General features: G+C 39.9%; 37 protein-coding genes and 1 other RNA gene. 33 read left to right on the forward strand and 5 right to left on the reverse strand.

All coding sequences use genetic code 11. The features are described from left to right. Positions 1 to 11: 11 nt before the first annotated feature. The gene (locus GVN16_RS16950; protein WP_166565121.1) at positions 12 to 2,348 is read right to left on the reverse strand and encodes a peptidylprolyl isomerase; all 2,337 of its coding nucleotides are present in this window, start codon (positions 2,346 to 2,348) and stop codon (positions 12 to 14) included. A gap of 75 nt (positions 2,349 to 2,423) precedes the next feature. Next, entirely contained in the window at positions 2,424 to 3,473 is a 1,050-nt protein-coding gene (locus GVN16_RS16955; RefSeq protein WP_166565122.1) for an agmatine/peptidylarginine deiminase, read from the reverse strand. Between the two features lie 687 nt (positions 3,474 to 4,160). Here GVN16_RS16955 and rplC point away from each other — a divergent pair. From rplC to rplQ, 29 genes are all read left to right on the forward strand, one after another. Continuing rightward, positions 4,161 to 4,778 carry a 50S ribosomal protein L3 gene (gene rplC / locus GVN16_RS16960; protein ID WP_166565123.1) on the forward strand — a complete coding sequence of 206 codons (618 nt, stop codon included), beginning with the start codon at positions 4,161 to 4,163 and terminating at the stop codon, positions 4,776 to 4,778. A 44-nt stretch (positions 4,779 to 4,822) separates the two neighbouring features. Continuing rightward, positions 4,823 to 5,452 (forward strand): 50S ribosomal protein L4, encoded by a 630-nt coding sequence (gene rplD / locus GVN16_RS16965; RefSeq protein ID WP_166565124.1) that lies wholly within the window; start codon positions 4,823 to 4,825, stop codon positions 5,450 to 5,452. A 22-nt stretch (positions 5,453 to 5,474) separates the two neighbouring features. Then, the gene (gene rplW / locus GVN16_RS16970) at positions 5,475 to 5,762 is read left to right on the forward strand and encodes a 50S ribosomal protein L23 (protein WP_166565125.1); all 288 of its coding nucleotides are present in this window, start codon (positions 5,475 to 5,477) and stop codon (positions 5,760 to 5,762) included. Positions 5,763 to 5,822: 60 nt separating this feature from the next. Next, on the forward strand, positions 5,823 to 6,647 hold the full coding sequence (gene rplB / locus GVN16_RS16975) for a 50S ribosomal protein L2 (RefSeq protein ID WP_166565126.1): 825 nt from the start codon (positions 5,823 to 5,825) through the stop codon (positions 6,645 to 6,647). 10 nt (positions 6,648 to 6,657) lie between these two features. Beyond that, positions 6,658 to 6,936 carry a 30S ribosomal protein S19 gene (gene rpsS / locus GVN16_RS16980; RefSeq protein ID WP_166565127.1) on the forward strand — a complete coding sequence of 93 codons (279 nt, stop codon included), beginning with the start codon at positions 6,658 to 6,660 and terminating at the stop codon, positions 6,934 to 6,936. 36 nt (positions 6,937 to 6,972) lie between these two features. Continuing rightward, entirely contained in the window at positions 6,973 to 7,332 is a 360-nt protein-coding gene (gene rplV, locus GVN16_RS16985; protein ID WP_166565128.1) for a 50S ribosomal protein L22, read from the forward strand. 48 nt (positions 7,333 to 7,380) lie between these two features. Next, positions 7,381 to 8,178, forward strand: coding sequence for a 30S ribosomal protein S3 (gene rpsC / locus GVN16_RS16990; protein WP_166565129.1), 798 nt, complete (start codon positions 7,381 to 7,383; stop codon positions 8,176 to 8,178). A 32-nt stretch (positions 8,179 to 8,210) separates the two neighbouring features. Continuing rightward, positions 8,211 to 8,630: a 50S ribosomal protein L16 gene (rplP, locus tag GVN16_RS16995; protein ID WP_166565130.1), complete on the forward strand. Its 420-nt coding sequence runs from the start codon at positions 8,211 to 8,213 to the stop codon at positions 8,628 to 8,630. 31 nt (positions 8,631 to 8,661) lie between these two features. Continuing rightward, a complete protein-coding gene (gene rpmC, locus GVN16_RS17000; RefSeq protein WP_166565131.1) occupies positions 8,662 to 8,844 on the forward strand; it encodes a 50S ribosomal protein L29 in 183 nt (60 codons plus the stop codon). Positions 8,845 to 8,907: 63 nt separating this feature from the next. Further along, entirely contained in the window at positions 8,908 to 9,165 is a 258-nt protein-coding gene (gene rpsQ, locus GVN16_RS17005; protein WP_166565132.1) for a 30S ribosomal protein S17, read from the forward strand. A 39-nt stretch (positions 9,166 to 9,204) separates the two neighbouring features. Then, positions 9,205 to 9,573 (forward strand): 50S ribosomal protein L14, encoded by a 369-nt coding sequence (gene rplN, locus GVN16_RS17010; RefSeq protein ID WP_166565133.1) that lies wholly within the window; start codon positions 9,205 to 9,207, stop codon positions 9,571 to 9,573. A gap of 31 nt (positions 9,574 to 9,604) precedes the next feature. Further along, entirely contained in the window at positions 9,605 to 9,943 is a 339-nt protein-coding gene (gene rplX / locus GVN16_RS17015) for a 50S ribosomal protein L24 (protein WP_166565134.1), read from the forward strand. A 39-nt stretch (positions 9,944 to 9,982) separates the two neighbouring features. Then, entirely contained in the window at positions 9,983 to 10,528 is a 546-nt protein-coding gene (rplE, locus tag GVN16_RS17020) for a 50S ribosomal protein L5 (RefSeq protein ID WP_166565135.1), read from the forward strand. A 26-nt stretch (positions 10,529 to 10,554) separates the two neighbouring features. Further along, entirely contained in the window at positions 10,555 to 10,824 is a 270-nt protein-coding gene (gene rpsN / locus GVN16_RS17025) for a 30S ribosomal protein S14 (protein WP_166565136.1), read from the forward strand. A gap of 112 nt (positions 10,825 to 10,936) precedes the next feature. Further along, positions 10,937 to 11,338 carry a 30S ribosomal protein S8 gene (rpsH, locus tag GVN16_RS17030; RefSeq protein ID WP_205748897.1) on the forward strand — a complete coding sequence of 134 codons (402 nt, stop codon included), beginning with the start codon at positions 10,937 to 10,939 and terminating at the stop codon, positions 11,336 to 11,338. Positions 11,339 to 11,385: 47 nt separating this feature from the next. After that, entirely contained in the window at positions 11,386 to 11,943 is a 558-nt protein-coding gene (rplF, locus tag GVN16_RS17035; protein WP_166565137.1) for a 50S ribosomal protein L6, read from the forward strand. Between the two features lie 29 nt (positions 11,944 to 11,972). After that, the gene (rplR, locus tag GVN16_RS17040) at positions 11,973 to 12,320 is read left to right on the forward strand and encodes a 50S ribosomal protein L18 (protein ID WP_166565138.1); all 348 of its coding nucleotides are present in this window, start codon (positions 11,973 to 11,975) and stop codon (positions 12,318 to 12,320) included. 19 nt (positions 12,321 to 12,339) lie between these two features. Then, complete coding sequence (rpsE, locus tag GVN16_RS17045; RefSeq protein ID WP_166565139.1) at positions 12,340 to 12,846, forward strand: 30S ribosomal protein S5; 507 nt, start codon at positions 12,340 to 12,342, stop codon at positions 12,844 to 12,846. 25 nt (positions 12,847 to 12,871) lie between these two features. Further along, positions 12,872 to 13,051 carry a 50S ribosomal protein L30 gene (rpmD, locus tag GVN16_RS17050; protein ID WP_166565140.1) on the forward strand — a complete coding sequence of 60 codons (180 nt, stop codon included), beginning with the start codon at positions 12,872 to 12,874 and terminating at the stop codon, positions 13,049 to 13,051. 54 nt (positions 13,052 to 13,105) lie between these two features. Continuing rightward, entirely contained in the window at positions 13,106 to 13,570 is a 465-nt protein-coding gene (gene rplO / locus GVN16_RS17055; protein ID WP_166565401.1) for a 50S ribosomal protein L15, read from the forward strand. 100 nt (positions 13,571 to 13,670) lie between these two features. After that, positions 13,671 to 14,996, forward strand: coding sequence for a preprotein translocase subunit SecY (gene secY / locus GVN16_RS17060; protein WP_166565141.1), 1,326 nt, complete (start codon positions 13,671 to 13,673; stop codon positions 14,994 to 14,996). Between the two features lie 6 nt (positions 14,997 to 15,002). Further along, the gene (gene map / locus GVN16_RS17065; protein ID WP_166565142.1) at positions 15,003 to 15,806 is read left to right on the forward strand and encodes a type I methionyl aminopeptidase; all 804 of its coding nucleotides are present in this window, start codon (positions 15,003 to 15,005) and stop codon (positions 15,804 to 15,806) included. Between the two features lie 2 nt (positions 15,807 to 15,808). After that, positions 15,809 to 16,027: a translation initiation factor IF-1 gene (gene infA / locus GVN16_RS17070; protein WP_166565143.1), complete on the forward strand. Its 219-nt coding sequence runs from the start codon at positions 15,809 to 15,811 to the stop codon at positions 16,025 to 16,027. 35 nt (positions 16,028 to 16,062) lie between these two features. After that, positions 16,063 to 16,179 (forward strand): 50S ribosomal protein L36, encoded by a 117-nt coding sequence (rpmJ, locus tag GVN16_RS17075; protein ID WP_096194912.1) that lies wholly within the window; start codon positions 16,063 to 16,065, stop codon positions 16,177 to 16,179. A 5-nt stretch (positions 16,180 to 16,184) separates the two neighbouring features. Further along, the gene (gene rpsM / locus GVN16_RS17080) at positions 16,185 to 16,559 is read left to right on the forward strand and encodes a 30S ribosomal protein S13 (protein WP_166565144.1); all 375 of its coding nucleotides are present in this window, start codon (positions 16,185 to 16,187) and stop codon (positions 16,557 to 16,559) included. Positions 16,560 to 16,623: 64 nt separating this feature from the next. Continuing rightward, positions 16,624 to 17,019, forward strand: coding sequence for a 30S ribosomal protein S11 (gene rpsK / locus GVN16_RS17085; RefSeq protein ID WP_166565145.1), 396 nt, complete (start codon positions 16,624 to 16,626; stop codon positions 17,017 to 17,019). Positions 17,020 to 17,095: 76 nt separating this feature from the next. Beyond that, positions 17,096 to 17,701, forward strand: a complete 606-nt coding sequence (rpsD, locus tag GVN16_RS17090; RefSeq protein ID WP_166565146.1) for a 30S ribosomal protein S4 — start codon at positions 17,096 to 17,098, stop codon at positions 17,699 to 17,701. Between the two features lie 98 nt (positions 17,702 to 17,799). Then, a complete protein-coding gene (locus GVN16_RS17095) occupies positions 17,800 to 18,789 on the forward strand; it encodes a DNA-directed RNA polymerase subunit alpha (RefSeq protein ID WP_166565147.1) in 990 nt (329 codons plus the stop codon). A gap of 103 nt (positions 18,790 to 18,892) precedes the next feature. Then, a complete protein-coding gene (gene rplQ, locus GVN16_RS17100) occupies positions 18,893 to 19,501 on the forward strand; it encodes a 50S ribosomal protein L17 (RefSeq protein WP_166565148.1) in 609 nt (202 codons plus the stop codon). 56 nt (positions 19,502 to 19,557) lie between these two features. On the opposite strand, the gene GVN16_RS17105 is transcribed toward rplQ, so the two are convergent. Next, entirely contained in the window at positions 19,558 to 20,376 is an 819-nt protein-coding gene (locus GVN16_RS17105; RefSeq protein WP_166565149.1) for a universal stress protein, read from the reverse strand. Positions 20,377 to 20,560: 184 nt separating this feature from the next. Between GVN16_RS17105 and carA the strand changes: the two genes are divergently transcribed. Then, a complete protein-coding gene (gene carA / locus GVN16_RS17110; RefSeq protein ID WP_409013176.1) occupies positions 20,561 to 21,688 on the forward strand; it encodes a glutamine-hydrolyzing carbamoyl-phosphate synthase small subunit in 1,128 nt (375 codons plus the stop codon). Here carA and GVN16_RS17115 read toward each other — a convergent pair. After that, entirely contained in the window at positions 21,685 to 22,830 is a 1,146-nt protein-coding gene (locus tag GVN16_RS17115; protein WP_166565150.1) for a class I SAM-dependent RNA methyltransferase, read from the reverse strand. The two genes, carA and GVN16_RS17115, sit on opposite strands and share 4 nt — an antisense overlap. Before the next feature lie 110 nt (positions 22,831 to 22,940). Between GVN16_RS17115 and thrC the strand changes: the two genes are divergently transcribed. After that, positions 22,941 to 24,251 carry a threonine synthase gene (gene thrC, locus GVN16_RS17120; RefSeq protein ID WP_166565151.1) on the forward strand — a complete coding sequence of 437 codons (1,311 nt, stop codon included), beginning with the start codon at positions 22,941 to 22,943 and terminating at the stop codon, positions 24,249 to 24,251. 6 nt (positions 24,252 to 24,257) lie between these two features. Here thrC and GVN16_RS17125 read toward each other — a convergent pair whose 3' ends face one another. Continuing rightward, a complete protein-coding gene (locus GVN16_RS17125; RefSeq protein ID WP_166565152.1) occupies positions 24,258 to 24,596 on the reverse strand; it encodes a transmembrane 220 family protein in 339 nt (112 codons plus the stop codon). A 126-nt stretch (positions 24,597 to 24,722) separates the two neighbouring features. Between GVN16_RS17125 and ffs the strand changes: the two genes are divergently transcribed. Together ffs and fsa are read left to right on the forward strand one after the other, a co-directional pair. Then, positions 24,723 to 24,809: signal recognition particle sRNA small type (gene ffs / locus GVN16_RS17130), an RNA gene on the forward strand. 40 nt (positions 24,810 to 24,849) lie between these two features. Further along, positions 24,850 to 25,506 carry a fructose-6-phosphate aldolase gene (fsa, locus tag GVN16_RS17135; protein ID WP_166565153.1) on the forward strand — a complete coding sequence of 219 codons (657 nt, stop codon included), beginning with the start codon at positions 24,850 to 24,852 and terminating at the stop codon, positions 25,504 to 25,506. Positions 25,507 to 25,542: the final 36 nt, after the last annotated feature.

Below are 25,542 nucleotides of genomic sequence, written 5' to 3' on the forward strand. Positions count from 1 at the left end.
GCAATATTTGGTTAATTATTTGATTTAATGTCTTTATAAATTTTAAGAATATCCTCTTTTTTCAGATTAATCGGATATTTAACGGCCAGATCGGCGAAAAGTTGTTTTTCCAGCTGTTTTTGATAACCGTTAATTACCTCTACTCTTGCCTCTCTCAGTGTTTTCGGAAGCTTCGGTACAATCCTTACTACGTGCGTTTCAATGATTTTGTTGGCTTTCTTCACAGAATAAGTTCCTTCTTTCCACTGTATCCACGGAAATTTGACCAGGTCATCTTTAACAATCACCTCCTGACGGTTTTCAATAGCATTCGGTGTTCTCTCATTAAAGATCTTGATCAGGTCTTTTTCTTTGTTACTGAAAAACTGGAAACTCACCCTCTGATTTTTGCTCCAGTCAAACCGGTCTGCCTGTTTGCTTTTCTGATAATCGAATTCCCGGATCCTGGTAATCGACAGTTTGTTTGAGACCAGGTAGGCCACCACCTTCTGGATCCTTGCCGCAGAAACTTCCGTGCTTTCGTTGTTGTCGGCGTGTCCGCCTACTTCCACAATATAGTCCGGGTTCTTTTCCATGATAAGGATCAGCCCCATGAGCTTCCTCTGGTCTTCCAGGCTCAGATCAGAAATATTTTTGGTATAATAGATCGGTTGTATACCCCTCATCAGCTGATAAGGCTTTTCCTTTTGACGGTAGCTCTGGAAACTGAGGTAATTGGCACTGTCTGCAAATGTGAAGGTTTCTACAGCGGCACGTTCCGGGAAATTGAAAAGGGCTCTGTGTTCATTATAATATTTACGCTGGCCAAGGGTGTCAGCCACAGACTTTTCATAAATGCGGTCATTCAGAATTCTTGAAGCAAGCAATTCTTCTTCATGATTTTTCATCAGGCCTTTCAGTTCCGGGTTCGAAGTCTTTATTTTCTGTTCGCCGTAATCAAGAATGACCTTTTGTTCGAAAGTATCAAAGAATTGCTTCATCACCATCACCGGCGTAAAATTGGTATTGATGTGCTCGTAAAGCTGCCTGTCCATGACATAGTTGAAAAACTCCTTGACCGTAATGGTCTTGTCTTCGATCCTGAAAAGACCCAGGTCCGTTAGATCTGTTCCTGTATATTTCCATTTTTTGGTCAGCAGGTCTTTATTGGCGGTCTGAAGGCATTTGTTGAGTACCTCTTCGTTCAGTGTGTATCCGTAACTTTGCTTTAGTTTACCAACCGCACTTTTCGTCAGGATTTCACCCCTTGAATCTGTGGTCAACTTGTATTTTGTTCTTTCAAAAAACTCTTCCTTTGATTCGGGAGGCAGTTTACTGATCAGCTTGATGATGTGAAAGCCACTTGATGACCGGATAGGGGCGGAGATCGCTCCTTCCTTAAGGCTGAAGGCTGCTTCTTCAAAAGCTTCCTCTTCACGGGTGCCGATACCGAAAACCGGAAGTTCACCATAGGTACTTTTTGAAGTCTGGTCGTCTGAGTATTTTACACACAGTTCATTAAAATCGGCCCCATTGACCAGTTCTTTGTGTAACGAGTCCATGAGATTTTTCGCCATGACCGAATCACGGGCAATATGGGCAGGATTGATGTATTTGAAGATGTGCTGGACTTTAACCCTTCCGGAATTTTTCCTGGTGTCGTTTACCTTCACAAGATGATATCCTGAGGCCGTCCTGACCGGCATTGATACAGAGCCCTTAGGCGTGGTGTAAGCGGCCATCTCAAGGGGGTAGATCAGCTGATAGGTAGAAAACCATCCCATCTTGCCGCCGTTCTGGCTGGTTTTCGGATCTTTGGATACTTTCGCGACCATCTCCTCAAAGTTGTTTTCCTTTAAGATCGTCGATCTCAGGGAAACAAGATCATTGTAGATCTTTAATGTGTCATCAGGAGAAGCGTATTTAGATACCGGGATAAATATATGAGAAGCGTTGATCTCTTTCTGGTAATTGCTGTAGGTCGACTGCATGATCTTCACAAGTGAGGCACTGTCTGTCAGATAAGCCTTCGACAGGATCGAATTATAGGTGTCAAGTTCTTCAACGAGGTCCTTTTCTTTATCCACTCCGGTTTTTCTGGCTTCAAGCACGAGAAGCTTGGTATTGATGATCTGTGTAAGAAGATCGTCGAAAGCAGCAGAATCTATTTCGGGTATATTCTTCAGGTCCGACTCAATTTCCTTTTCGCTCAGTTTCATATCACCGACGGTCAGGACGATCTTTTCTTCAGCTACCTGACCCACCGGTGCCAGGCTCTTTTTTGATTCGACTATCTGAGGAGATTTTGTTGCACAACCAAATAAAAAAGAGACGATAAATATAGGGACGTAAATTTTAGTAAATTTCATAATAAGACTTTGTAGTCATGACCAAGAGGGCAAGAATACAAAATAAGTTATTTTTTAAGAAAATTTTAACAAAAATTAAATTTTTGAGGGCAAAGGTTCCTGCTGCGATAAACAGTGGAAACTTCCGAGCCCCCAGATGATGTCGGTCGAATCAATACCTATGACCTGTCTGTCTTTGAAACTGTCCTGGATAATCGATAAGGCCGTTTCATCCTGTTTACAACGATAGGTTGGAACAATAACGACCGAGTTGGCGATGTAGAAATTAGCGTATGATGCCGGTAAACGGACTCCGTTGTCAATGACAGGATCAGGCATCGGAAGTTCAATAATATTAAGTTGCTTACCATTAAGCAATCTCATCTTTTTAAGATCCTCCAGATTTTCCTTTAAAGGGATAAAGTTATCGTCGCTTTTGTTGTTTTCTATTACTGAAATAACCGTATCCTCGTTAACAAACCTGATTGTATCGTCAATATGTCCGTCCGTATCATCACCCACTATTCCGTCTGTCACCCATAAAACCTGGTCCATGCCATAGTAATCATGCAGGTATTGCTCGATTTCCTTCTGGCTCAGATGCGGGTTCCTGTTTTTGTTCAGCAGGCATGACTTACTCGTCATCACCGTACCTTTACCGTTAAATTCCACCGAACCACCCTCCATAACAATGCCCGGAGTTACATAAGGAAGCCCCAGGGCTTCAGCTATTTTCACCGGTATGTTGTTGTCATCGTCAAAAGGAGGATATTTCCCGCCCCATGCGTTGTATTCCCAATTAACGATCATTTTGTCCTGATTATTTTTATTGATCAGAAAAGCGGGGCCGTGATCCCTGCACCAGGAGTCGTTTGTTTTATGCTGGTAAAGCCTGATGTTGTCTTGACTGACGTCATATTGTTCAAAAAGGCCCCTTATTTTGGTCGTCAGAACATCGTCATGGGCATTGATACAAACCTCTTCATGACGCGACAATACTTTTATAAATTCAAGGTAAGAAGGATAAATCTTTTCGAAACGGTCTTCCCAGGTATCAGTGTTCCTGGGGAAGCTGAGCCACGTTGCTCTGTGCGGGTGCCATTCAGGGGGAAAATAAAAACCAGACTCTTTTGGAGAAATAATCATATATAAATCAATAATGTTTTTTGCAAAAATAATTTTTTCACTTCGATAATATGAACTGAATCAAAAAAAATATAATTTTGCATAATATTCTGCAAACATACTATTTTTGTTGCAGAACTTTTGAATAAGATATAAGATATCTCTTTAGACTGATAAGTTTTTAAAGAGTGGTTGAATAAATGATAGGTTTAAAAACAGCTGATTATATTGGCTGTTTTTTTCTTTTGTTTTATGATTTAAGGATCATAGTACGAAAAACCTGATGAGATGTCTGAAAATAAATCATAAATGTCTGATTTTTAGATATTTTTTCGAAAAATAAACAGGATAAATTTTTTTTATAAAAATAATCCTGTACATTTGCACCTCGATTCGACGGAGTAATCTCCCTATCATAAATTAGACGAAGTCGTATTTCTTCACGAAACCGTACTAATTTCGACTGTGAGTTTGAATTTTTTAGACAGTCTCCGATTCGCATTTTTTTGGAATCATTACAAGGAAACAAGGCATATTCCTGCAATTTTTTGCCTTACCTAATGGGTTTGTAATGCAATGTTCACGTTGGTTCGCCAACCTCTGATTTAGAAAAAGTTAAGGCCATATTTGGATTTATGGGTTGAAATTCAGAATTTTGCACCCCGATTCAAATGCGGTTATTTTTTAAGCGATAAAAAAAACAAGACAATGTCTGGAATTATTGGAAAGAAAATTGGAATGACCACCGTTTTTACTAACGGTGAGGCGGTACCTTGCACTCTTATCGAAGCAGGTCCATGTGTGGTAACTCAAATCCGTACATTGGAAAATGATGGCTATACAGCTATTCAGTTAGGATTTGGCGAGAAAAAAGAGAAAAGAACCACGAAAGCCCTACAAGGCCACTTCAAAAAGGCAAACACTACGCCTAAAAGAAAATTAGCAGAGTTTAAGGAGTTTGAAAAAGAGTTCAGCTTAGGCGAAACCATCAGAGTTGAAGATGTTTTCGAAGAAGGTGAATTCCTTGATATTTCTGGTAAAACGAAAGGTAGAGGTTTTCAGGGTGTTGTAAAGAGACATGGATTTGCCGGTGTGGGTGAAACTACCCACGGTCAGCACAACCGTGCCCGTCACCCGGGTTCAATCGGTGCCTGTTCATATCCTGCACGTGTATTCAAAGGTATTAAAATGGGTGGTAGAATGGGTAATACTCAGGCTACAATTCAAAACCTTAAAGTTTTAAAAGTGATTGCCGATAAGAATCTTATCGTGGTTTCAGGATCAGTTCCGGGACCTAAAAACTCACTGGTTACATTACATAAATAATCTAAGGTCGAGACCCGACGACACCGAAAAAAGGGGTAAAAACAATGGAAGTAAAAGTTTTAAACAAAGAAGGCAAAGAAACAGGGAAACAAGTATCCCTTGATCCGGAGGTTTTCGGAATTGAGCCTAACCAACACGTAGTTTGGCTGGATGTGAAACACTACCTGGCTAATCAGAGACAAGGAACTGCGAAATCAAAAGAAAGAGCAGAGATCCGTCGTTCGACCAAGAAAATCTTGCGTCAGAAAGGTTCAGGAGGAGCAAGACACGGTTCAACCAAAGCCCCTATTTTTGTGGGTGGTGGTAGAGTATTCGGTCCTCGTCCGAGAAACTACGATTTCAAACTTAACAAAAAAGTTAAGAGCCTTGCCAGAAAATCAATCCTTTCTGCCAGAGCAACTGAGAACAAAATCCTGGTGATCGAAGACTTCGCTTTCGATGCTCCGAAAACAAAACAATACTTGGCGTTTTTGAATGCCCTTAATCTTACCGGTAAAAAGACCATTTTTATCGTAGACGGCAACGAAAACAACTTGTTCCTTTCAAGCAGAAACATACCTAAGACTAAAGTTTCAGAAAAAGGCCTTGTGAACTCTTACGATTTGGTTAACGCCGAAACAATTCTGATTTCAGAAAGTGCTTTAAGTTTTATTGAAACCAATTTGAAGGATTAAGAAAAATTCAAAAATTAAAGACATGAGCGTTTTAAAAAGACCAATAATTTCTGAAAAATCTCAAGGTTTGAACACCAAAGGTAAATATACCTTCGAGGTTAATCTGAATGCAAATAAAATTCAGATTGCTAAGGCAGTCGAGAATATGTACGGCGTAACTGTTGCTGAAGTAGCTACTATCACTCAGTTCGGTAAGAAGAAATCAAGAATGACAAAAACTAAAGTTTCTTCAGGTCGTACCTCAACGTTTAAAAAGGCTATCGTGACCCTTAAAGAAGGCGAATTGATAGATTTTTACGCAGAAATTTAATTAATACTTAAAAAATTAAGTTAAAGTATAGCCACTCAGAGGGCTGCAAATTTTAAAAAAATGGCGATTAAGAAGTTAAAACCAACTACTCCGGGTCAAAGACATAGAATTGCTCCTAACTTTTCAGACATCACTGCCTCAAAGCCAGAGAAAAGCCTGACAGAAGCGATCAAAAAAACCGGTGGTAGAAATAATGAAGGTCACCGTACTGCCAGATATATTGGTGGTGGCCACAAAAGAAAATACCGTATCATAGATTTCAGAAGAGATAAACTTGACATCGCTGCTGAAGTATTGACTATCGAATACGATCCGAACCGTACATCAAGAATTGCATTGGTTCAATATACAGATGGTGAAAAAAGATATATCATCGCTCCTCAGGGTCTTCAGGTCGGACAAAGCATCATTGCAGGTCTTGACATCGCCCCTGAAGTAGGTAATTCACTTCCTTTAAAGAATATGCCACTGGGTACTATTGTTCACAACATTGAACTAACCCCTGGTAAAGGTGCACAATTAGCCAGAAGTGCGGGTACTTATGCTCAGTTGCTGGCGAAAGACGGAAAGTTTGTCACCCTTAAAATGCCTTCTGGTGAAATGAGAATGGTATTGGGTGTTTGCGTTGCGACTGTGGGATCGGTTTCAAACCCGGATCACATGAACGTAAGACTAGGTAAAGCCGGCCGTAACAGATGGTTGGGTCGTACACCAAGAGTAAGAGGTGTGGCGATGAACCCGGTTGATCACCCGATGGGTGGTGGTGAAGGTCGTGCCTCAGGAGGTCACCCACGTTCTAGAAAAGGTTTGATCGCTAAAGGCAAGAAAACCAGATCTAAAAATAAGTATTCTAATCGTCTAATTGTTTCACGTAGAACTAAATAATATTCAATAAATGGCTCGTTCGCTAAAAAAAGGACCTTACGTAGATTTTCGTCTTGAAAAAAAGGTCGATACAATGAATGATTCAGGTAAAAAATCTGTCATCAAAACCTGGTCACGTAGGTCAATGATAATACCTGATTTTATTGGACACACTTTTGCAGTACACAACGGAAATAAGTTTATTCCGGTTTATGTAACTGATAATATGGTTGGTCACAAGTTAGGTGAGTTTGCACCTACCAGAAACTTCAGAGGCCACGTTAATAAAAAAGATAAAGGTAAAAGATAATCTTAGAGGGTATTACTCTTTGAAATAAGTAATAAAATGGAAGCAGTAGCAAAATTAAATGATTTCCCGACCTCACCACGTAAAGTGAGATTGGTTGCGGACTTAATCAGAGGAAAAAAAGTAAGTCAGGCTCTCGGTATCTTAACTTATCAGCCACAGGCGGCAGCACCGGTTATTAAAAAGGTGTTATTGTCTGCGATTGCAAACTGGCAGAATAAAAATGAGGATCTTAAAATCGAAGATGCTGATTTATATGTAAAAACTATCATGATTGATGGTGGCAGAATGCTGAAAAGACTTAGACCTGCACCTCAGGGAAGGGCTTACCGCGTTAGAAAACGTTCTCATCACGTAACAATAGTAGTTGATAACGTAAGTACTCCGGTTAGTGCCTAAGTACTTTTGATCTATATTAATTTAAAGGATATATTATTATAAAAAAACATGGGACAAAAAGTCAATCCTGTAGGTTTTAGACTCGGTTATATCAGAGGTTGGGAATCTAATTGGTACGGTGGTAAAAACTTTGCCGAGAAACTTGTTGAAGACGAAAAGATAAGAAAATATATTTCTGCTCGTATTCCTAAAGGTTCAATCTCAAGAGTAGTCATTGAAAGAACCTTGAAGAGAATCACCCTTACAATTCATACAGCGAGACCAGGTGTCGTTATCGGTAAAGCTGGTAGTGAGGTTGATAAGTTAAGAGAAGAGCTTAAAAAATTGACAGGTAAAGATGTTCAAATCAACATTTTTGAAATCAAAAGACCTGAAATTGATGCTAAATTAGTTGGAGAAGCAGTTGCTCAGCAATTGAAAGCCAGAATTTCATACCGTAGGGCTATGAAACAAGCTATTCAGGCTGCGGTAAGAGTAGGTGCTCAGGGAATCAAAATTAAACTTTCCGGACGTTTGGGTGGAGCTGAAATGGCCCGTACTGAAATGTACAAGGAAGGACGTATTCCTCTTCATACACTTAGGGCTGATATCGATTATGCAGTTTCTGAAGCGTTGACTGTTTACGGTCTGATTGGAATTAAAGTTTGGGTATTCAAAGGCGAAGTTTTTGGTAAAAGAGATCTTACTTCAGTAGCTTCTTTAGCAACTGAAACCAATGACAACAAAAAGAACGCCAGCGGCTCGAATAACTATAACAATAGCAGAGGCGGTCAGGACGATAAAGACAGAGGCGGTAAAAAGAGAAGGAATAATAACAATAAGAATAACGGCCCTAGAAGAAATTGATAATTGGTCAAAAGCCTAAAAATATTTAAGTTATGTTACAACCGAGAAGAACGAAATTTCGTAAACAACAGAAAGGCAGGATAAAGGGTGTGGCTACAAGAGGTCATGAGATTGCATTTGGTTCTTTTGCCATTAAATCTCTTGAACCGGGTAGAATCACCGCAAGACAAATTGAGGCAGCACGTATTGGTGTTACGCGTGCTATGAAACGTGAAGGACAGGTTTGGATCCGTATTTTCCCGGACAATCCTATCACTAAGAAACCTCAGGAAGTACGTATGGGTAAAGGTAAAGGAGCTCCTGAATACTGGGTAGCTAACATTTATCCGGGAACCATATTATTTGAAGCAACCGGAGTATCTTTAGAAGTAGCCAAAGAAGCTTTAAGATTAGCGGCTCAAAAGTTACCTGTAAAGACAAAATTTGTAGTACGTAGGGATTTTGAAGCATAATTCCTTTAATGGACTTTGAACTGACAAGAAGATGAAAAAAAATGACATTAGCGGTTTAACCGTTGAACAATTACAGCAACAGATATCTGAGGAAAAGGATAGATTGGTAAAATTAAAATTTGCTCATGCAATTACGCCGATAGAAAATCCTAAAAGAATTACTGAATCCCGGAAATCTATCGCCCGCTTACTAACCCAATTGAGTAGTAAGTAACTAAATTAATTTTACCTAAATTTTACATGGTCTGCTAACAACAGCCATTAATCTTTACTCAAGATGGAAGAAAGACAAGTAAGAAAAGAAAGAGTTGGGGTAGTCACCAGTAACAAAATGGACAAATCAGGAGTTATCCAGGTTGTCCGTAAGGTGAAACACCCGAAATATGGTAAGTTCATGCTCAAAACCAAAAAATTCATGTTTCATGATGAAAATGGTGAGGCCGGTATCGGTGATACTGTAAAGATCATGGAAACAAGACCTTTGAGCAAAAACAAAAATTGGAGATTGGTTGAGATCCTAGAGAAAGCCAAGTAATTCAATTGATTTATAAACAATAGTTAATAACTAAAAAAGATGTTACAGCAAGAATCAAGAGCCAATGTAGCCGACAATAGTGGTGCTAAAGAGGTTTTAGTTATACGAGTGTTAGGCGGAACACGCAAAAGATACGCCAGTATTGGAGACAAGGTAGTCGTTACTGTAAAGCACGCTGTATCTTCTTCCAATATGAAAAAAGGAACAGTTTCCAAGGCTGTTGTTGTAAGAACTAAAAAAGAAATCCGTAGAAAGGATGGTTCTTATATCAGATTCGAGGAAAACGCGGTAGTTCTTTTGAACAACCAGAACGAGCCAAGAGGTACAAGGATTTTCGGACCTGTTGCCAGAGAGCTTAGAGAAAAACAGTTTATGAAAATCGTATCACTGGCTCCTGAAGTACTTTAAGAGTTGGTTTTATTATAAACACTATACAAAAATGGAAAGAAAGTTTAATAAACAACCAAAACTGCACGTACGCTCAGGTGATACTGTTGAAGTTATTGCAGGTAACGCCAAAGGAAAACGTGGCAAGATTACTGAGGTTATCGTAAAGAAAAACCGTGTGATCGTTGAAGGGGTGAATATGATCAAGAAACATATCAAACCTAACGCTCAGAATCCACAAGGCGAAATCAAAGAGCTTGAAGGATCAATTCATATCAGTAACGTTCAGGTGGTAGATGCCTCAACAGGCAAAGCTACAAGAACTGGCAGAAAAGTTAATGATGCCGGAAAACTTCAGAGGTATTCAAAAGCATCAGGTAAATTTATTTAATTATTATAATCGTGGGTCGGTAATCCACAATTTAATCATATGGCAAGGCTAAAAGATAAATATAGATCGGAAATCGTAGGAGGACTACAGGAGAAATTTGGTTACAAATCAATCATGCAGGTTCCTAAACTTCTTAAAATCGTTGTAAACCGTGGAGTAGGAGCCGCAACAGGCGACAAAAAACTGGTTGACAGCAGTGTTGAAGAACTTTCAACCATCACCGGTCAGAGAGCGATCGCTACCCTTTCTAAGAAAGCGGTATCAAACTTCAAACTTCGTGAAAACATGCCGATCGGAGCAAAGGTTACCCTTAGATCTGAGATCATGTATGAATTCCTTGATCGTCTTACTTCAGTGGCTCTGCCGCGTGTAAGAGACTTCCAGGGGATCAGCGACAAAGGATTTGATGGCAGAGGAAATTATACTTTCGGTGTTACTGAACAGATCATCTTCCCTGAAATTTCAATCGACAAGATTTCTAAAATTCAGGGTATGGACATCACTTTCGTAACTACGGCTAAAACGGATGCTGAAAGCTACGAATTGCTTAAAGCTCTGGGCTTACCTTTTTCAAATAAAAAATAATACACTTTAGATAAATACGCTAAGCAATGGCAAAAGAGTCAATAAAAGCAAGAGAAAGAAAGAGAGAAAGACTTGTGGCAAAGTATGCTGATAAAAGAGCTACTTTGAAAGCTGCGGGTGACTGGCAGGGCCTTGATGCTCTTCCGAAGAACTCATCTTCAGTAAGACTTCATAACAGATGTAAACTTACCGGCAGACCTAAAGGGTATATGCGTAAGTTCGGAATCAACCGTGTTACTTTCAGAGAAATGGCTGGTAGCGGTTTTATTCCAGGTGTTACAAAATCTTCTTGGTAAAATATTTTTTTTCTAAATTAGAATTACTATCTTTGCAGCCCAGTTAAGTAAGTCACTCCCGTGATACTACTTAATGTTGGCTTAAGGTATCCAATTAATAAAAATTTTAAAAATGATAACAACGGATCCAATAGCAGATTTTCTTACGAGAATCAGAAATGCTATTAAAGCAAGACACAGAGTTGTTGAAATTCCTGCCTCAAATTTAAAGAAGGAACTTACAAAAGTGTTATACGAAAAAGGCTACATTCAGAGCTACAAATTTGAAGACGAAACCGCTCAGGGGTCAATCAAAATTGCCTTGAAATATAACACCCTCACCAAACAGTCGGCTATCGTTAACTTAACCAGGGTTTCAAAACCGGGTTTGAGAAAATATGCTAAAGCTGATGAATTACCGCGTGTTCTTAACGGTTTAGGTATCGCCATCCTTTCTACTTCTAAGGGTGTTGTTACTGACAAAGAAGCCAGAACACTGAATATCGGTGGTGAAGTTCTTTGTTATATATATTAATTTATTTTTGTTGACCGCTTATTCAATTAAGCCTTAAACGTTTCAAAATGTCAAGAATAGGTAAAAAACCAATTACTATACCTGCAGGCGTTACAATCACGATCGGAGACGGTAACCTTGTAACAGCCAACGGGCCGAAAGGTAAACTTAGTCAGAAAATTGATTCTGACATGAAATTAACTCTTGAAGACGGCGTACTTACAGTAGAAAGACCTTCAGAGCAAAAAAGACACAAAGCACTACACGGTCTTTACAGATCTTTATTGAATAACCTTATTATCGGGGTTAGTCAGGGTTACAAAAACGAACTTGAACTTGTAGGGGTAGGTTACAAAGCCACCAACAATGGTAATATCATCGACTTCTCTTTAGGATACTCTCACAACATTTATCTGATTGTACCTTCTGAAATCAAAGTTGAAACTAAAATGGAGAAAGGTAAAAACCCTATCGTTATTTTAGAAACTGTTGATAAACAATTACTTGGACTAGTTTCTGCAAAGATTAAGTCTCTGAGAAAATCTGAGCCGTACAAAGGTAAAGGTATTCGTTTTGTTGGTGAGGTTATCAGACGTAAAGCTGGTAAGACTGCAGGTAAGAAATAAGTAAAGAATCTTAATAATTTTAAATAGATATGTCAAGCGTTAAGACTGAAAGAAGACAAAAAGTAAAATGGAGAATCAGAAGGAAACTTAGTGGAACTTCTGCTCGTCCGAGACTTTCTGTTTTTCGTAGCAATACAGGTATTTATGCTCAATTAATAGATGATATTAATGGTTTAACCCTAGCTTCTTTGTCAAGCAAAGAACTTGGACTTAAATCCCTGAGTGTAGATAATTCGAAACAAGTAGGAATAGCTTTAGCAAAAAAAGCTATCGAAGGAGGGATTTCAACTTGTGTTTTTGATAGAAGTGGATATTTGTATCATGGCAATGTGAAATCTTTGGCAGAGGGAGCGAGAGAAGGAGGCCTTAAATTTTAATTTTTGAATTTTAGACAAAATGAGTAAAGTATTAAAAGTAAACGAATCTGAACTTAAAGAAAAGGTCGTTGCCATCAATAGAGTTGCCAAAGTTGTTAAAGGTGGACGTCGTTTCAGCTTCTCTGCGATAGTTGTATTGGGTGATGGACAAGGTGCAGTAGGTCACGGGCTTGGAAAAGCCAATGAAGTTACTGACGCCATCTCTAAAGCCATTGAAGATGCCAGGAAAAATCTTGTGAACGTGCCGATCATTAACAGCACTGTACCTCACGAAATGCATGGTAAATACTCTGGAGGTTATGTATTTGTAAAACCAGCTGCTCCGGGTACCGGTGTTATCGCTGGTGGTGCGATGCGTGCCGTATTAGAGGCTGCCGGAGTGCACAATGTATTAGCCAAATCAAAAGGATCTTCTAACCCGCACAACGTGGTTAAAGCTACTATTGATGCTCTTACTAAAATGAGGGCTCCTCATGAAGTGGCTATACAAAGAAGAGTTAAACTTAATAAAGTATATAACGGCTAATTATAGCATTTAAAGATATATTTCAATGGCAAAGATTAAAATCACTCAGGTGAGAAGCTTAATTGACAGACCCAACAATCAAAAGTTGACTATCAAAGCTCTCGGACTTGGAAAGATTGGAAAGTCTGTAGAAAAAGAAACTAACCCGGCTATCGACGGTATGGTTAGAAAAATACAGCATTTAGTTACTGTAGAAAATTTATAATAGGGTAAACCGAGTGATCCCGCCGGACGGGATTGCGTAAATAAAATCATAATGATAACTTTAGAAACTTTAAAACCTGCGGAAGGTTCAGTAAGAAACAACACCAGATTAGGTAGAGGTCAGGGTTCTGGCGGTGGTGGTACAGCTAAAAGAGGTCACAAAGGAGCGAAATCAAGATCTGGTTACAGCCAGAAGAGAGGCTTTGAAGGTGGTCAGATGCCATTGCAAAGAAGAGTACCTAAGTTTGGTTTCAAAAATATTAACCGTGTTGAATACAAAGCTATCAACCTTGATACAATCCAGGCTTTGGTTGACAAAACCGGTGTTAATGTAATAGACATCTCTGTTCTTTACAACAACGGTCTGATCGCTAAAACTGACCTGGTTAAGATTCTTGGCAGAGGTGAAATCACAGCAGCTGTTGAAATTAAAATCAACGCGTTCTCTAAAACTGCTGTTGAAGCAATTGAGAAAGCTGGTGGTAAAGCTTCAGTTGATACAGCTAAAGTTTCAGCATAACATTTAACTCGAAGAATTCTTTTCTTCGGGTTCATTGTTTTTATAACAATACAAGAGAAATAAAACGGCCTCGCCGGAATATTAAATAGTTTATTTTACTATGAAAAAACTTATTACCACTTTTAAAAATATTTGGTCAATTGAAGAGCTGAGAAACAGAATTCTTGCTTCGATAATGATCATAATTATTTTCAGAATTGGATCGTATATTGTTTTACCAGGGATTGACCCGACGAAACTACAGGATTTGACTGGTGGTAATGGCCTTTTAGGTTTGCTGGATACATTGGTTGGTGGTGCTTTTAGTAATGCCTCAATCATGGCTTTGGGAATTATGCCGTATATCTCGGCTTCCATCGCGATTCAGTTGCTGGGTCTTGCTCTTCCTTATTTCAGCAAATTGCAGAAAGAAGGCGAGTCTGGCAGAAGGAAATTGAACCAGATCACAAGATGGTTAACTATCGCGGTGACTGCTACGCAAGGTTTTACGTATCTGAGAACAACCATTCCTACTGACGCTATCACCATAGATCAGGGATTGTTTTACTTCTCAGGTGTTTTAATGCTGGTAGCCGGTACTATGATGGCCATGTGGTTAGGTGAAAGAATGACTGAAAAAGGTATTGGTAACGGAATTTCAATGATCATCATGATCGGTATTGTTTCAAGATTCCCTGGTGCTATCATCGGTGAAGCTAAGTCAAGAGGATCAAATGGTGAAATTCTTTTCTTTGTTTTAGAGATTGTTGCTTTGTTCCTTGTTGTTTTGTTTGCAGTAGCCATGACTCAGGCGGTTAGAAGAATCCCTGTTCAGTATGCGAAACAAATCGTAGGAAACAAAGTAGTAACAGGCCAGAGACAATATCTGCCCTTAAAACTGAATATCTCCGGTGTAATGCCGATCATATTTGGTCAGGCCCTGATGTTTATCCCTTCAGCTGTTGCCTCTTTATTTGCTGAGAAGAGTGATGTTGCACAAAGTATAGCTCAGACGTTCAGTAATGTGACTTCATGGCAGTATAACCTGTTATATGTTCTTTTGATTATTGCATTTACGTTTTTCTATACGGCGATATCAATCAATCCTAATCAGATTGCAGATGATATGAAACGTGGGGGAGGATTTATACCGGGTGTTAAGCCGGGTCAGCCTACTTCAGATTTTGTAGCCAATATTTTAGACAGAATTACATTACCGGGTGCTATTTTATTAGCCGGTATTGCGATATTCCCGTCAATCGCCAGTTTGTTCGGAATGACTCAGATTTTTGCCTCATTCTTTGGAGGTACTTCATTGCTGATCCTTGTGGGTGTTGTATTAGACACACTGCAGCAGATTGAAAGTTACCTGTTGATGAAGAGATACGAAGGTTTGATGCAGTCAGGCAGATTGGAAGGACGTCAGTCACCAGTAATTAGTCAATAAGTCCAGATGGGGAAAAAAGTAATATATCTGAAATCTCCTGAAGACGTTGAAGTTATTAAGCAAAATGGGATTATCCTTGGAAAGGCTCAGGCTGAAGTAGCGAAGAAGATCGCACCGGGGATTACGACCAGAGCATTGGATAAAGTAGCAGAAGAGTTTATTCTCGACAACGGTGGTAAACCTTCTTTTAAGAACTATAATGGATTTCCGGCCACTTTGTGTATTTCAGTAAATGAAGTGGTAGTACACGGAATTCCGGGAGGCAGGGAACTTAAAGATGGGGATGTTGTTTCTATAGATTGTGGTGTTTACAAAGGAGGTTATCACGCTGACAGTGCTTATACCTACATGGTAGGGGAAGTTAAAAGTGAAGTGGTGGAACTGCTCAGAGTAACTAAGCAATCCCTTTACGAAGGAATAAAGCAGGTGAAACCCGGCAACAGGATAGGTGACGTGAGTTATGCGATACAAAGTCTGACAGAAGGTCACAATTATGGTGTAGTAAGGGAGCTTGTGGGACATGGAGTCGGTAAATTTTTACATGAGGCTCCGGAAGTACCCAACTTCGGAAAGCGTGGAAACGGTCCGAGATTGCAGGCAGGAATGGTGATTGCAATTGAGCCGATGATTACTCTGGGTAAGCGTTTTGTAGTTCAGGAGAACGATAACTGGACGATCAGGACTGAAGACAGGAAAGCAGCGGCACATTTTGAACATACTGTTCTCGTGAGTAAAACAGGTTATGAGATTTTAACCACATTTGAATTCATAGAAGAAGTTTTAGAACAAAACAACTTAGTTGTCTTATAGGAATGGCAAAACAAACAAGTATCCAGGTTGACGGAATTATAACAGAAGCGTTGTCTAATGCTATGTTCAGAGTAGAGTTAGAGAACAAACATGAGGTTATAGCTCATATATCAGGAAAAATGAGGATGAATTATATCAGAATTCTTCCAGGCGATAAAGTTAAACTAGAAATGTCTCCCTACGATTTGTCAAAAGCACGTATCGTTTACAGATACAAATAAAAGACATTTAAACGGGAATAATTATTTTAAATATCATGAAAGTAAAGGCATCAGTAAAAAAGAGAAGTGTTGACTGCAAAGTCATAAGACGTAAAGGTAAAGTTTACGTTATTAATAAGAAAAATCCTAAATTTAAACAAAGACAAGGTTAATATTTATGAGGATCTCAGGTGTTGATATTCCGGACAAAAAAAGAGGCGAAATCGCCCTTACCTATATTTACGGTATAGGTCGTAGCTCTGCTAAAAAAATCTTAGGTGACGCCGAAATTTCTTTCGATAAGAAAGCCGGTGAGTGGTCTGACGAAGAAGCTAACGCTATTCGTGCCATTATTACTAACGAATTCCCAGTTGAAGGTGCCCTTCGTTCTGAGATTCAGTTGAGTATTAAACGCCTTATGGATATTGGTTGTTACAGAGGTTTGCGTCACAGAAAAGGTTTACCTTTAAGAGGACAAAAAACCAAGAACAACTCAAGAACCAGAAAAGGTAAACGTAAGACAATAGCTAACAAAAAGAAAGCTACCAAGTAATTAATTTTACAGATCAGGGGATAATTATTTTTATCCTGCCTTTATTTTAATAATTTGCTAAAAAATGGCACAAGCTAAGAGAAAAGACAAAGCAAAAAAGAGAGTAGTTATTGTTGAGCCTTATGGACAAGTTCACATTAAAGCTTCATTCAATAACATCATTATTTCAGTTACTAATAGTACTGGACAAGTAATTTCATGGGCCTCAGCCGGTAAAATGGGTTTCAGAGGTTCTAAAAAGAATACACCATACGCAGCTCAAACATCAGCACAAAACTGCTGTCAGGTAGCTTACGAAGCCGGAATGCGTAAAGCAGACGTTTTCGTTAAAGGTCCGGGTTCAGGAAGAGAATCTGCGATCAGAACTATTCAGAGTGTAGGTATCGAGGTTGTCAACATTGTTGACGTTACTCCACTTCCTCACAATGGATGTCGTCCCCCTAAAAGAAGAAGAGTTTAATTTTCATTTACATACTTGCAAAATAATAGTTTGGACATTGGGGCTATTTATTTTGTAAGTATAATTATTTTATAAAATGGCAAGATATACAGGTCCGAGATCAAAGATTTCAAGAAGGTTTGGAGAACCAGTAATGGGTCCGAGCAAAGCGTTACAAAAAAAGAATTATCCTCCGGGCCAACATGGTAAAGGCAGAAGAGGAAAGAAATCTGAATATGCACTTCAATTGCAGGAAAAGCAGAAAGTAAAATATACTTACGGAATGCTTGAAAGACAATTTGCACGTATTTTTCATTTGGCTTCAGTAAAACAAGGTCAGACAGGTGAAAACCTTATCAAACTTTGTGAATCCAGATTAGATAATATAGTTTACCGTATGGGTATAGCCCCTACAAGAAGAGCTGCAAGACAGCTGGTATCACACAATCACATTGTTGTTGACGGTGATATCGCAAACATTCCTTCACTGTTGATCAAACCTGGTCAGAGTATCGGAGTAAGAGAAAAGTCTAAAGCCCTGGAAGCGATTAAAACCAGCGTTTCATTGAATACAGCTAAGAAATTCAGCTGGATTGACTGGACTGCCACAGATATGGTTGGCCAATTTGTTAACTACCCTGAGAGGGATCAGGTTCCTGAGAACTTCAACGATCAGGCAGTTGTCGAATTGTACAACAAGTAATCTTATTCGCCATCCCTATCTGATAGGGATGGCTAATCACTTTTATAAATAGGGATTGTCCCTTTTTACTTTCGTTAACGAAAATAATACAGCACAGTATGTCAATTTTAGCATTTCAAATGCCCGATAAAGTCGTCATGGAAAAAGCTGACGACTTCCATGGTTTTTTTGAGTTTAAGCCGCTTGAAAAAGGATATGGAGTAACCATCGGTAATTCACTACGTCGTATTTTGTTATCCTCATTAGAAGGTTATGCAATTACCGCAGTGAGATTTCCTGGTGTTCTTCATGAGTTCTCATCAATTGAAGGTGTTGTGGATGATGTAACCGAAATAATATTGAATCTGAAGCAAGTAAGATTTAAGAAAGTATCGGATTATATAGATAATAAGATCACTGTTAAAATCAAAAATCAAACTGAGCTGACTGCCGGAGAAATTGGTAAGTTTACTCAGAGTTTTGAGATTTTGAACCCTGATTTGGTTATAGCAAGATTAGATTCAAAAAAGGAAATAGAATTTGAAATCATTGTTGACAAGGGCCGTGGTTATGTTCCGAGCGAGGACCATAAGCACAATGATTTGCCGATTGGTTTTATTTCTATCGACTCCATCTACACACCGATTAAAAACGTAAAGTTTAACGTAGAAAATACAAGGGTTGAACAAAGGACTGACTACGAGAAATTACTTCTTGAAATCAAAACAGACGGTTCAATTCACCCGGAAAGAGCTTTACAGGAATCAGCACATATCCTGATTCAACACTTCCTGAAATTCACTGACGAAAACATGGTCTTCGATTCTAAAAAAGATGATGAAGATAATATGGTGGATGAAGAATTCCTTCACATGAGAAAACTATTGAAAACCTCATTGCAGGATCTTGATCTTTCTGTCAGAGCATATAACTGTCTTAAATCAGCAGAGATCCGCACTTTGGGTGATCTTGCGAGATTAGAGGTAGCTGACATGATGAAGTTCAGAAACTTTGGAAAGAAATCACTAACAGAGCTTGAGCAGCTTATCGCTGACAAACAATTGCATTTCGGAATGGATGTTTCGAAATACAAGCTTGACGAGGATTGAATTTAAATTTTTATCGCAGTTAATTTAATAACTTAATCATCGTAATAGGTGAAGACAATGTGCTGCGGATTTGTCTTTAACCGCTACTTACGATTTTAAAACAATGAGACACGGAAAAAAAGTTAATCATTTAAGTAGAACAAAGTCACATCGTGACGCCTTGTTAAGCAACATGGCTAATTCTTTGATCAAATCAAAAAGAATCAGCACTACTCTTGCAAAAGCCAAAGAATTGAGAAAGTATGTTGAACCTTTGATTACAAAGGCGAAACTGGATACTACTCACTCAAGAAGGGTGATCTTCTCTTATCTTCAGGATAAAGAGTCTATCAAATCTCTTTTTGGCGAAATCGCTGAGAAAGTTGCAGAAAGAAATGGTGGTTACACCAGAATCATCAAACTTGGATCAAGACAAGGTGACAACGCTGAAGTGGCATTGATCGAACTGGTTGATTTCAATGAAGTATTGCTTACTGCTGCTACTGAAGAATCTGCTACCAAAACCAAAAGAAGCAGAAGAGGTAAAACAACCAAAAAATCGGATACTCCTGAAGTGGCTGCTGTTGCTGCTGCTGAAGTTGAGCCTGCGGTTGTTGAAGCTGAAGCTACTGTGGTGGAAGAAGTGGTTGCTGAAGCCGCTCCTGCTGCTGAAGAAGCTGCCCCGGAAGAGCCAAAAGCATCTGACGAAGAATCGACAGAAGAAACCAAGTAATTATTCTCTGAGAATATTTGAAGAAAGGAGACACGCAGGTGCCTCCTTTTTTTGTGTTAAAAGTTATAGACCAAAACAGGAAGATGACTTCCCGATACCAGTTTCTTGGAAAGGCTCGGGTCCACAATGCCTTCAATGAGGTTCCTGTGATTGGTGGCGACCACAATCAATGTAGCCCCCGATTGCTCAGCCAGGAGCTGTATGCCTTCAACAAAGGAAGTATGTTTTTCATGCACAAATGAAAACTCTTCCTCTGCAAATTGCTCAAAAATATCATCTATAAAATCCTGGTCACGATGAATGTCGGGCTCGTGACTGACATCCACTTTAGCGATGGTCAGCTTCGAAGACGTCAGCTTTTTGATTCCGAAAACCTGGCGAAGGATCTCCGTCTCATCATACTCGAGTTTTGAGGCATACATCAGATGATCAAAAACAGGACCTTCATGATGAGCCGGTATGATCAGCAAGGGCTTGCTGAATTTGTGGATCAGGTGAGTGGCCGTTGAACCCAGGATCCTCTCCAGCAAACCGGGGTCTTCTGTTTTTCCGACAACGACCAGGTCCACATTTTCTTCTTCAATGAGTTCTGAAATGCCGGTCGAAAGATCCCCGAATCCAAGGTTGTAGGTGCTTCTGATGCCTTGTGATTTGGCTGAAACCACCAACTCTTTGAGCGAGGCCTTGATGTGTTCGCTGGCAGCCTCATAAATATCTTCCATTACAGTAACCGGGGTGTTGGGATCCTGGAATGGGGGAGTATAAGCGTGAAAATAAAGAATGTCTGATCCGCACATAGCGGCCAGCTTTATGGCCTGGTGATTGGCAGCGACTGATCCTTCTGAAAAATCAGTGGACAGAAGTATTTTTTTCATGGTTGAAATATTTTAGTTTAAAACTAGTGATTAGTCGTGTGACCGGAAATAATTTCGCGTTATGCTTTTGTTAATAACTATATCACTATTAACGTTTTAAAAAGTACATTAATTTGTAAAATGCTCTTTTAGAAAGGTTTTAGTTTTCTAATTGATAAAATTAAGCTAACTTTGCATTCCGATAATGAAACTTAATTCGGAAAATATCTTCTACATGAATCAATCTTCTAAGGAAGCGATCTTACTGCTTCAGGACGGCACTTATTTTAAAGGAAAAGCTTTAGGGAAAATAGGGACATCAGCCGGAGAAATATGTTTTAATACCGGGATGACAGGCTATCAGGAAATCTATACTGATCCTTCGTACTATGGACAGATTGTTGTGAATACAACATCTCACATTGGAAATTATGGAGTAAAACTGGTGGAAGAAGAAGAATCAAACAGCATCAAGATCAAAGGGATGATTTGTAATTCTTATGCCAATCATTACTTTTCAAGACTGACGGCTGACTACTCTCTGCAGGAATACTTCGAAAAATCAGGTATTGTCGGCATCTACGACATTGATACCCGCCAGATCGTAAGGCACATCAGAAATGCGGGGGTAATGAACTGTATCATTTCTTCAGAAATACTGGATCTTGACGAACTCAAAGCTGAACTGGACAAATGCCCGTCTATGGATGGTCTTGAGTTGTCGTCAGTGGTGAGTACGCCTGAGCCGTTTTTCATGGGGGATGAAAACGCCAAGCATAAACTGGCGGTGATGGATTATGGCTGCAAGACCAACATCCTGAGAAATTTTGTAGAAAGAGATTGTTATGTGAAGGTTTTCAATGCCAAAACACCTACGGAAGATATTCTGGCGTGGGGAGCAGACGGTTACTTCATTTCTAACGGCCCTGGCGATCCCGGTGCTATGGAATATGCAGTAGACACGGTAAAAGACCTGCTTGAAACCGGAAAGCCTCTGTTTGGTATCTGTTTGGGCCACCAGTTGCTGAGTGAAGCGGTAGGTATATCAACTTACAAGATGCACAATGGCCACAGGGGGCTGAATCATCCGGTGAAAAACCTGATTACCGGTAAGTGTGAGATTACTTCTCAAAACCATGGTTTTGCGGTTAACCCTGAAGAGGCCAAAGCTCATCCCAATATCGAAATAACGCACATGAACCTCAATGATAATACCATTGAAGGCATCAGGCTGAAAGATAAAAAGGCGTTCTCAGTGCAATATCACCCGGAAGCTGCCCCAGGTCCTCATGACTCGAGGTATCTTTTTGATGACTTTGTAGCAATGCTTTAATTGAAGGCTCTTCTTGAGCCTTCATACATTTCATATTTCTGGAGTTTACATTCCAGAGATCCGTTAAACAATACCTTCTTTGAAGTGGGTTTCAATCCTAAAGCTCGTAAACCGTTAAAGTTGGAGCTGATGATCCACATTTCATGGCCAAGGTATTTTTGTTTTAAGACATCCCCGATTGATTTATAAAACTCCTCTATTTTCTGCGGGTTTAATCTTTCCCCATAAGGCGGGTTAAGGATGATGATGCCGGCGGAATCCACGGGGACAGACTCAAAGAAATCTTCCTGTTTCAGGGAAATGAACTCATCCATATTTGCCCTTTCTGCATTTTCTGCCGTAATATCCAGAGCTTTCCGGTCTGTATCCCTGGCCAGTATTTTAGCGGTAGGTGCGGTTTGTTTTTCAATGAGACCATTTTTTATGGCTTCAAACACCTCAGGTTCATAATTGCTCCAGTTCTGAAAAGAAAAACTCCTGTTGAGCCCGGGAGCAGTATTGGTGACAATCATCGCCGCTTCGATAGAAAATGTACCGGAACCGCACATCGGGTCGTAAATAACACTGTGGTTTTTTACCTCGCTGGTCAGCAAGATGCCAGCGGCAAGAACTTCGTTGATGGGGGCTTCATTTTTTGAAAGCCGGTATCCGCGTCTGTCGAGCGAAGGGCCGGTGCTGTCAAGTGAGACCGTTACCTTGTTGTTATAAATATGGATGTTGATCTCAATGTCCGGGTTTTGGGTATCAACAGATGGTCTTTGGTCAAACTTGTCCCGGAATTTGTCGACAATGGCATCTTTTGATTTTAAAGATACGTATTTTGAGTGTTTAAAGGTATCACTGCTGGTGGTGGCCGAGATGGAAAAAGTCTGATCAACTTCCAGGTAATCAAACCAGGGAATCATTTTAATATTATAGTACAGCTCCTGCTCGTCAAAAGCTTCAAACTCATCAATGGGTACCAGTATATTCAGGGCGGTTCTGAGGCTGAGATTGCTGAGGTAAATGTCATCCATGGTTCCTTCAAACCTGACTGCCCGGTTTAGAATTTTAACATTCTGAAGACCTAAAGCCTCCATTTCCTGGGCTAATACAGATTCAAGACCAAAAAGAGTTTTGACAATTACAGGGAAACCTTCCATAAATACAACCGGATTTTTTCTAAAAAATTAAGTCGCAAAATATCTTCAAATTGCTGTATTATCTAATTAAAAGTCCGTTAATTTGCGTTTCAATCATTATTTTTTTGTTGATGCAGTTATTCAGTACCAAAAGAGAAAGTCCTGAAGTAGGATTTGAAGAAGCGATTTTCAGGGGTTTACCACCAGACAACGGACTCTACATGCCAGATCACATACCTGTGCTCGGCAAGGATTTCTGGGATGGAGCAGACCAGTTGAGTTTTCAGGAAATTGCCTTTGAAATGGCCAATGCTCTTTTAAGTGATGAAGTACCTGCTGCTGATCTGAAAAGTATTGTTGATCAGGCCATTAATTTTCCGGCACCGCTTGTCAGGGTTGAAGAGAATATTTATTGTCTTGAACTTTTCCATGGCACTTCGATGGCCTTTAAGGATTTCGGAGCCCGTTTCATGGCGGCTACAATGTCATATTTCCTGCAAAAGTCCAATCGCAAAATCAACATCCTGGTAGCCACCTCAGGTGACACGGGTGGGGCAGTGGCCCAGGGGTTTTTCGGAGTACCCAATATTACGGTGACGATACTTTACCCCAAAGGCAAAGTAAGCGATATCCAGGAGAAACAGCTGACTACTTTAGGTAATAACGTAAGAGCCCTGGAGATTGACGGCACTTTTGATGACTGCCAGGCCCTGGTTAAGCAGGCGTTCCTGGATGAAGACCTGAGGAGTAAATTCAACCTGGCTTCGGCCAATTCTATCAATATTGCACGACTGATTCCACAGTCATTTTACTATGCCCAGGCTTATGCTTCTCTTAAAAAGCTGGGCTTGCCTCTCGTATTTTCTGTTCCTTCCGGTAATTTCGGTAACCTTTGTGCAGGAATACTGGCCTGGAAAATGGGTATGCCCGTTAAGAAATTTATTGCCGCTACGAACCTGAATAAAGTGGTACCTGAATATTTATCGACCGGAGAGTATCGCCCGATAAGCCCGTCGGTATCTACCATTTCCAATGCCATGGATGTCGGAAACCCGAGCAATTTCCCAAGAATGTACGAATTGTTTGACCGGAATATAGAGGTGATGCGTGCTCATGTGTACAGCACTTATTATGACGACGAGCAAACGAAAGCTTCCATCAAAGACCTCTACGATCATCATCAGTATTTAGCCTGCCCGCATACAGCTATTGCCTACAGGGGATTAAAAGAATACCAGAAAACTGAGAAGGAGGAATTCTCCGGGGTATTTTTGTCAACGGCTCATTATGCCAAGTTTTTACCGGAAATGGAAGCTGTGCTGCAGATGAAACCGGATATTCCGGAAAGGCTTCAGGGGTTACTAAGTAAAACCAAAGTTGCCGAAAGCCTTTCAACAGAATATCAGGAGTTCAAGACCTATCTGTCAGATCATTTGAGTTGAGGTTTCTCAGTCAAGCAGGATACTTAACCAGATAAAGACTGTGCAGATGCCCAGTCCGAGCGACTCACGCCCTAATTCAATATTAAGGGTCTTCATTTTCATGGAATCTACCATGAGGCCTTCCCATTCGGGCGGAAACTGGTTGGCAGACCATAAAAGGTAAACCAGACCCAGTACAAAGTAATGAATTTTACTTCCCTGCCCGTTCATACTTCTGTACAGTAAATAGACAGGAATCAGGTAAACCGGTATCCAGATGTAGGGATCAGGGTCGTTATACTGGACGCCCGCCGCATACACAAGGAACAAGATCATGATGTAGTAAATTATTTTTTTGAAGGTCATCTTCTTTAATGGTTTTGGTTTCAAACATTTAGCTTTGCAATGATACGAACTTTTTGAATTACTTGATTTTTTATTGAAAAAATATTGAAAGCGGGTTGCAGAACCACAAAAAAGTACTACTTTTGTGTCGGCAAATTACCAGCTCCTGCTGAATTCCCCCAGGACCGGAAGGTAGCAAGGGTAGGCGGTCGTAGCGGTGAATTTGCCTTTTTTTTTCTTCAATTTTTACTTTAATCCCAAATTTTTCCCGATCATGAAATTTTTTATTGATACTGCCAGTCTGAAAGAAATACAGGAAGCACAGGATCTTGGCGTTTTAGATGGTGTAACTACCAACCCGTCGTTAATGGCGAAAGAGGGTATTGGTGGAGACCAGAATGTTAAGGATCACTACAAAGCCATCTGCAAAATTGTTGACGGTGACGTAAGTGCTGAGGTAATCTCAACTGACTACGAAGGTATGATCAGAGAAGGAGAGGAGTTGGTTAAATTGAGTGATCAGATCGTAGTGAAAATCCCTATGATCAGAGACGGTGTTAAAGCCATCAGATATTTTTCAGAAAGAGGTATCAAGACCAACTGTACATTGGTGTTCTCTGCAGGTCAGGCTCTTTTGGCTGCCAAAGCGGGTGCTACCTATGTTTCGCCGTTCATCGGCCGTCTGGATGACGTTTCTACTGATGGTCTGATCCTTATTGAAGACATCAGGACTATTTATGACAACTACGGCTACGAAACCCAGATACTTGCCGCTTCAGTTCGTCACTCTATGCATATTCTTAGCTGTGCTAAATTGGGAGCCGATGTTATGACAGGGCCTCTTTCAGCCATCTTATCATTGTTGAATCATCCGCTTACAGATATCGGATTGGCTAAGTTTTTAGCTGATCACGCTAAAGTAAATAAATAATATTACCGGGTATTGGAGCAATTCAATACCCGTTTT

The organism is Emticicia sp. CRIBPO, assembly GCF_009905725.1.
GTDB lineage: Bacteria > Bacteroidota > Bacteroidia > Cytophagales > Spirosomataceae > Leadbetterella.